This window comes from Paenibacillus oleatilyticus, from assembly GCF_018998565.1.
GTDB classification, from domain to species: domain Bacteria; phylum Bacillota; class Bacilli; order Paenibacillales; family NBRC-103111; genus Paenibacillus_G; species Paenibacillus_G oleatilyticus.
Genome location: NZ_JAHNZO010000011.1, coordinates 196365 through 203594, shown reverse-complemented (window position 1 = coordinate 203594; position 7230 = coordinate 196365). Strand labels below are relative to the sequence as shown.

Here is a 7230-nt window from a genome sequence, read left to right as displayed (position 1 = left end):
AGAAATGGTACTCCATTACTTCGACGAGCAAGGGTTAAACACCTTCGTTGTATCGTTATTCCGCTGTAGAAAAAAAACCGCTTCCCCCGTGAAAATTGAAGGAAAGCGGTTCTTTAGTTCGTTTTATTTAGATGTTAACCCTACGCTTCTTTCACAAAACGGCGCACCAGCTCGATGAAAATCGGTTTCGTGCGGTTCGCCACAGCCACTACCTGCTCATGCGTGAGCGGCTCCAGCTCTTCGCCGATCGCCATGTCGGTGATGCAGGAGATGCCGAGCACCTTCAGGCCTGTGTGGCTTGCCGCGATCACTTCTCCTACCGTAGACATGCCTACGGCGTCGCCGCCAAGGTTCGCGAGCATGGTCAGCTCGGCCGGAGGCAAGTAGTTCGGACCGCTGATACCCGCGTATACACCCTCCTGCAGGCGGATCGCTTCGCCGCGCTCCTGTCCCATTTGGGCAGCAATCCGCTTGGCCAGATCCCGGAATTTCGGGGTATACGCCTGCGACATGTCCGGAAAACGGGGACCGAGCTCCGGATGATTGATTCCGATGAGCGGGTTGTCTCCCGTCAGGTTGAGCTGGTCGGAGATCAGCATCAAATCGCCCGCCTGAAAGCCGCGGTTCATGCCACCCGCCGCGTTCGTAATCACAAGCGACTGAACGCCAAGCTGCTTCATGACGTAGATCGGGAAGACGACTTTTTTCATCGAGTAGCCTTCGTAATAGTGAAAACGGCCCTGCATGACGATGACATTTTTGCCTTCGAGCTTGCCGATGACAAATTGTCCGGCATGGCCTTCCACCGTAGATACCGGAAAATGCGGAATTCTATCGTAAGGAATGGCGATCGCATCCTCCACCTGAGCGGCCATATCGCCAAGGCCGGAGCCAAGCACCAAGCCCATATCTAAAGATCTTCGATCGATGCGGTCGCTGATCCATTGAGCCGCTTCTTGAATATGTTCAACGTAATTCGGTTCCATCTCTTCTCCCTCTTTCGAATCGAATTCGGCAGCCGCTTGAAGGCGGACGCCGTTCCATCACCATGACGTTCTAGATTCGCGAGATGATTCCGAGCACCAGCTTAAGAAATTTCGGCTTCGCGCGCTCCGTCGTTTCCATAACTTCCGCATGGGACAACGGCTGATCCAGGATGCCCGCCGCCATATTGCTGATGCACGAAAAACCGAGCACTTCAATACCCGCATGCCGCGCAACAACCACTTCCGGCACGGTGGACATGCCCACGGCGTCGCCGCCGAGCGTCCGCATCATGCGGATTTCCGCGGGGGTTTCGTACGACGGTCCGAGCAGCCCGAGGTATACCCCCTCCTGCAGCTTCAGCCCCTGCTCTGCCGCTACCTCCTTCGCTGCCTCGCGCAGACGGCGGCTGTACGCTTCGGACATGTCCGGGAAACGAACACCCAGCTCGCTGTGGTTCGGTCCAATGAGCGGGTTGCGGAACGTAAAGTTAATATGATCGCGGATCAGCATCAGGTCCCCGACCTCGAATGACGTGTTGATGCCGCCGGCAGCGTTGGTCACCAGCAGCTTCTCCACACCGAGCTCCTTCATGACGCGGACCGGGAACGAAACCGTTTCGACGCCGTATCCTTCATACATATGAAAACGGCCTTTCATCATCAGCACGTGCTTGCCTTCAACTTTACCAAGCAGCAGCTCGCCGGCATGGCCTTCTACCGTAGATACCGGAAAATGCGGAATGTCCTCATACGGAATCGTTACTCCGCCTTCCACCAAATCGGCCAGCACGCCGAGGCCGGAGCCCAGGATTAGGCTAATTTCCGGCTTCTCCGGATATTTTCCGCGGATATATTCCGCAGCTTCCTTAATGTTCTTCAACAGCGTCGTTTGATCGCTCATTCGATTCGTCCTCCCCGCAATATGTATTTGTTATTTCAATTCGTTCAAAAAGCTGGTGCCGTTGCCTGTTCCCTTTACGCTGAAGTTTTCGGCTACCGTCGCGCCGAGATCCGAAAACGTGCTGCGGACTCCGACCGTCCCCGTCGTTTCGAACGCCGGGCTGTACACCAGAAGCGGCACATACTCGCGGGTGTGGTCCGTCCCGTGATGAATCGGATCGTTGCCGTGATCGGCAGTCAGAATCAACAGGTCGTCCTTGCCGACCCGTTCCATCAGCTTGGGCAGCCATTCGTCGAATTCGTTCAGCGCCATGGCGTACCCTTCCGGATCTCTACGGTGGCCGTACAGCGAGTCAAAATCGACGAGGTTCGTAAACAGCAGTCCTTGGAACGATTCTCCCATCGCGTCAATCGTCTTCTGAATTCCGTCAAGATTGCTTTTGGTCGGGAGCGCACGGGTCACGCCTTCGCCGTCAAAAATATCGTTGATCTTCCCGACGGCGATACAATCGAATCCCGCATCCTTCAGCTGGTTCATGACCGTCGGAGCCGGCGGCTTCACCGCATAATCGTGACGGTTCGGCGTGCGTTTGAATGCTCCTGGCGTTCCGACATAAGGCCGCGCAATGACGCGACCGACCGTATACGGATCTTCAAGCGTCAGCTTGCGGGCGATCTCGCAGGCTCTGTACAGTTCCTCCAGCGGAATGATCTCTTCGTGCGCCGCAAGCTGGAACACGCTGTCCGCCGAAGTGTAGACGATCCAGGCCCCGGTTTTCATCTGCTCCTCGCCCAGTTCATCCAATATTTCCGTACCGGAGGCCGGCTTGTTGCCAATGACCTTGCGCCCGGTTTCCTGCTCGAAACGGGCGATCAGCTCCGGCGGGAACCCATCCGGAAATACATTGAACGGGACGGTCACATTCAGGCCCATAATTTCCCAGTGCCCGGTCATCGTATCTTTGCCGACCGATACCTCGGCCATTTTGCCGTAATAACCGCCGGGGCGTTCAACCGGATCAACGCCCTGCAGCCCGGCGATATTTCCGAGGCCGAGCTGCTGCATATGGGGCACGCGCAGCGACGGCACGCGCTCTGCGATGTGGCCGAGCGTATGGGCTCCGGTATCGTTAAAACGCGCGGCATCCGGCAGCTCGCCGATCCCCACGCTATCCAGCACAATCAAGCATACTCGTTTAAATTTCATGGATGTCCCTCCTCCGGGCATTGCGCAGCAATGCCATCTTCGTAAGCACAGACTTGAGTATTACGGAGCTAAGCGCCGATTCGGGCAGTGCGCAGCAACGTTACAGCGAAAGCACAAACTTGGGCATTGTGAAGCAATGCCATCCTCGCACGCCGTTTTTTTCGACAAGCCTACCATTATTATCGCAAAAGCGGACATGGTTTGCAAAAGCCGCAATACGAAAAACCCGGTCTCTCAGGCGCAGAGGAACGGGCTCGCCGGAAGACTATTCGATTTTGGCCCGGGGATGGGTCCGATCGTAAACCTCCTTCATTTTGCTCCGGGTGACTTGCGTATAGATCTGCGTCGTCGAGATGTCCGCATGACCGAGCATTTCCTGCACGGACCGGAGGTCGGCTCCGTTCTCCAGCAGGTGCGCGGCAAACGAGTGCCGGAGCGTGTGCGGAGTGATTTCCATCCGAATGTCGGATTCCGCAGCGTAACGTTTAATGATTTTCCAGAAGCCCTGACGCGTCATCCGGGTCCCCAAATGGCTGACAAACAGCGCCTCCTCGGCCTTGGACGGCTTGAGCAGCTTCGGACGCATTGTTTGGATGTAGGCCTCCACGTACTCCGAAGCGATTCTCCCGAGCGGTACGATGCGTTCTTTGCCTTTGCCGACACAACGGATAAAGCCCATACTCGGATTGACACTGTCCACGTCAAGCGAGATGAGCTCCGATACCCGGATTCCCGTCGCGTACAGCACCTCCAGCATCGCCTTATCCCGCATCCCGTTGGGCGTCGTCGTCATGGGGGCCTGGAGCAGCTTGCCCACCTCTTGAACCGACAGCACCTTCGGAATCCGTTTCTCGAGTCTTGGCGTCTCCATGTGCAGCGACGGATCGCTGTCCAGCAGACGCTCCTTGACGAGGAATTGGTAAAAGGCGCGGATGGAAACCATACTCCGGGAAAGCGTGGCCGTAGCCCTCCCCCGCTGCTTCAGGTCCAGCATATAGCCGGAAATGTTCAGCTTCCCGCTGTCGCCCAGCGCAGAGATGCCGGAGCTTTCCAAATAATCTATATACTGAGACAAATCGCGTCGGTACGAGTCCAGCGTATTCTGAGCAAGGCCCCGATCCTCCGCCAAAAAACGGATAAACGAGTTGAGTTCCTGTTTCATGCGCAATTGATCCCCTTTTATGTCTTGCATCGGCGCTTTTAAAACAATTCCACATAAAGGATCAATATTCCTTCCGAATCGCGAAGCTTTTTTATTCGCCGATCCGGTAAAAAAGCTTCAGCCGTTCGCTCATCGTGATCTTGTCCGAAGCCGCGGCCACCCGATCGTTTTGGAACGCTTTGACGGCGCGGCCTGCAGGCTCCCTATACTTTGGCTCCGGCTCCAACCATCGCGTAACGGCGAGCAGCATGTGATACAGCGCGAACGTAAACACCACGAACAAGAGCGCGAAGCGAAAGCGGCCGAGCCATTTTCGCGCCCGAACATGAACAATCACGGCTTGTCCCCTCCTCCCCTGCTCCCTGCCGCCGGCTTGGCGCCGGACCGCGGGAGTTCAGACAGGTTCTAAGAGTACACTATGACCGGAGCGGCCAAATTATGCGTATCGAACGAAGGAGAAGACGGGACGAAATGTCTGACGGCATCGCCGCTGCCATGGTCAACTGATCGGCAGCAGCGAATCCAAGCCCGTATAAGGCAGACCGACAGCTTCGGCTACCGCGGGATACGTGACGTGGCCCTGATAGGTGTTCACGCCGAGCTTCAGCGGCGGATTGCCGTAGAGTGCACGGGTCACCCCTTTGCCGGCCAATTCGAGGGCGTAGCCGATGGTCACATTCGTAAGCGCCAGCGTAGAGGTCCGCGGCACGGCTCCCGGCATGTTGGCGACCGCATAATGAAGGACGCCATGCTTCTCGTATGTCGGCGCGCTGTGCGTCGTTACGCGATCCACCGTTGCAATCGATCCGCCCTGATCGACGGCCACGTCCACGATCACGGCCCCGGGCTTCATCTGCCGCACCATGTCCTCGCTGACGAGCTTCGGCGCTTTCGCTCCGGGAATAAGGACGGCCCCGATCAGCAGATCCGCCTTTTGTACCGCATTGGCAATGTTGTAGGGGTTGGACATCAACGTGCGGATGCGGCCGTGGAACACGTCGTCCAAATACCGGAGCCGTTCCGCGCTGCGTTCGATGACGACGACGTTGGCGCCGAGTCCGAGCGCCATTTTCGCGGCGTTGGTTCCGACGATGCCTCCGCCCAAAATGATGACGTCCGCCGGAGGCACGCCGGGTACGCCGCCGAGCAGAATGCCGCGCCCACCGTAATTTTTTTCCAGAAACTGCGCGCCGACCTGAACGGACATGCGTCCGGCCACTTCGCTCATCGGAGTAAGCAGCGGCAGCCCCCCGCTCGGAAGCTGAATCGTTTCATATGCGATGGCGGTTACTTTATGCTGCGCGAGCGCCTCGGTCAGCTTCGGCTCGGCTGCCAGATGGAGATAGGTAAATAACGTCAGCCCTTCGCGGAAGTAGCCGAATTCCGCAGGAAGCGGCTCCTTCACCTTCATAATCATTTCGGCCTTGCCCCAAACCTCGGCAGCCGAAGGAAGCAGCTCGGCGCCTTCCTTGGCGTACTCGTCGTCGGAAAACCCGCTGCCCGCACCGGCCCCGGCTTCCACAATAACGCTATGACCGGCTTGTCTCAAGACCGCAGCGCCGCCGGGGGTTAAGGCGACGCGGTTTTCGTTGTTTTTGATTTCCTTCGGTATCCCGATAATCATCGCTTCATGCCTCCTGTTCCCGTTTTTCAACCAAAGCGTATGATATGGTATAGCGTTTGCCTTTTCGGTGCGAATATGTGACAAAATGCAAAAAACCTTCATACTTGATCTAGCGTCAAGCCGAAGGTTTCGTGTTTACGATTTGTTCTTGTCGCGGCAGCGGTGGCAAATACCCTGAAAATCGAGCCGGTGGTCGAGCACCTGAAACCGGTATTCCCGCTCCAGCCGTTCTTCCAGCGCGCCTAGCCAGTCTTCCATAATTTCGTCAACGGCACCGCATTGCACGCAGATGAGGTGATGATGATGGTGATGAGAGCTGTCGTTGCGCAAGTCGTAGCGGGCTACGCCGTCGCCGAAGTTCATTTTCTCGAGGACATGCAGCTCGCTGAGCAGTTCCAACGTACGATAGACGGTGGCAAGGCCGATTTCGGGCGCTTTATCTTTGACGAGCATAAAAACGTCTTCCGCGCTCAGATGATCCTCTTCGTTCTCCAGCAAAACCCTGACGGTCGCTTCCCGTTGAGGCGTCAGCTTGTAGCCTTGCGATTGCAGCTGTTGTTTGATTTTTTCGATGCGAGATTCCATGCTTCTCCCCCACGGGTTTTGCACCGAAGCAAAACCTTTCTCGTAAGCTTAAGCTTCCTTCATGCTTACATTATAGGAGGAGGACTTAGGGAAAGTCAAACCTTTTAAGACCCGGACATCGTTACCAGCATAGGTGTTACCCATTTCATCATGACAGGCGAGACGTAAGCCTCGAATACCGCCACACCGAGCAGCAGTGCCCCGGAGGCCAGAATGACGCCTGAAAATCGCATAAAAGGTTCATATAGAGCGCCTTTGCGGCTGATAAACCGGTTTTTGACCAGATGAATCGTGAAAGCCATCGCCGTGACGCTGCATACGAGCAGCAAAGGGATGACCACCAGGTTCGGCGGCACGACTGAAACGAGCGCAAACAGCAGCCCTTTCCAGGATAAAGTGCCGACCAGATAACCGACGGTGAAGCCGACCAGCACGCCTTTCAAAAAATCCAGAATAAGGATGAGCGGCAGCCCGATGACGGACAGACCCAGCACCCAAATAATTAAAAACCATTTGATATGCATGGAAAATGAATCCTTGAACGAACCCGTCACATCGCCTTCCAGGCCGCCTTGATGGACGGACGCAAAAAAGCTGCCCAAATACCGGCTCAGCTCTTGCTTCTGCTCCAGCGACAGGGCGTTCACCATAACCGCACCGAAAACGACGCCCGTGACGAAGACGACGCCGACGAATAAATAGAACGACAAATGCTCCTTCATATACTGCTCCAGCGTACGGTTCCGCATCATGCCGGTGCGCCCCC

General features: G+C 56.3%; 8 protein-coding genes. All 8 read right to left on the bottom strand.

Annotated features, from left to right (window positions below):
• Nucleotides 1–140 precede the first annotated feature (140 nt).
• On the bottom strand, nucleotides 141–986 hold the full coding sequence (locus KQX66_RS16650; RefSeq protein WP_216793943.1) for a purine-nucleoside phosphorylase: 846 nt from the start codon (nucleotides 984–986) through the stop codon (nucleotides 141–143).
• A gap of 70 nt (nucleotides 987–1056) precedes the next feature.
• Complete coding sequence (locus KQX66_RS16645) at nucleotides 1057–1887, bottom strand: purine-nucleoside phosphorylase (RefSeq protein WP_216793942.1); 831 nt, start codon at nucleotides 1885–1887, stop codon at nucleotides 1057–1059.
• Between the two features lie 30 nt (nucleotides 1888–1917).
• Nucleotides 1918–3093, bottom strand: a complete 1176-nt coding sequence (deoB, locus tag KQX66_RS16640; protein ID WP_216793941.1) for a phosphopentomutase — start codon at nucleotides 3091–3093, stop codon at nucleotides 1918–1920.
• Between the two features lie 265 nt (nucleotides 3094–3358).
• Nucleotides 3359–4255, bottom strand: a complete 897-nt coding sequence (gene xerD, locus KQX66_RS16635) for a site-specific tyrosine recombinase XerD (protein WP_216793940.1) — start codon at nucleotides 4253–4255, stop codon at nucleotides 3359–3361.
• 91 nt (nucleotides 4256–4346) lie between these two features.
• A complete protein-coding gene (locus KQX66_RS16630; RefSeq protein WP_216793939.1) occupies nucleotides 4347–4592 on the bottom strand; it encodes a DUF4227 family protein in 246 nt (81 codons plus the stop codon).
• Between the two features lie 162 nt (nucleotides 4593–4754).
• Nucleotides 4755–5879 carry an alanine dehydrogenase gene (gene ald / locus KQX66_RS16625; RefSeq protein ID WP_216793938.1) on the bottom strand — a complete coding sequence of 375 codons (1125 nt, stop codon included), beginning with the start codon at nucleotides 5877–5879 and terminating at the stop codon, nucleotides 4755–4757.
• Nucleotides 5880–6014: 135 nt separating this feature from the next.
• The gene (fur, locus tag KQX66_RS16620) at nucleotides 6015–6464 is read right to left on the bottom strand and encodes a ferric iron uptake transcriptional regulator (protein WP_054974905.1); all 450 of its coding nucleotides are present in this window, start codon (nucleotides 6462–6464) and stop codon (nucleotides 6015–6017) included.
• Between the two features lie 104 nt (nucleotides 6465–6568).
• Entirely contained in the window at nucleotides 6569–7216 is a 648-nt protein-coding gene (gene spoIIM / locus KQX66_RS16615) for a stage II sporulation protein M (protein ID WP_216793937.1), read from the bottom strand.
• Nucleotides 7217–7230: the final 14 nt, after the last annotated feature.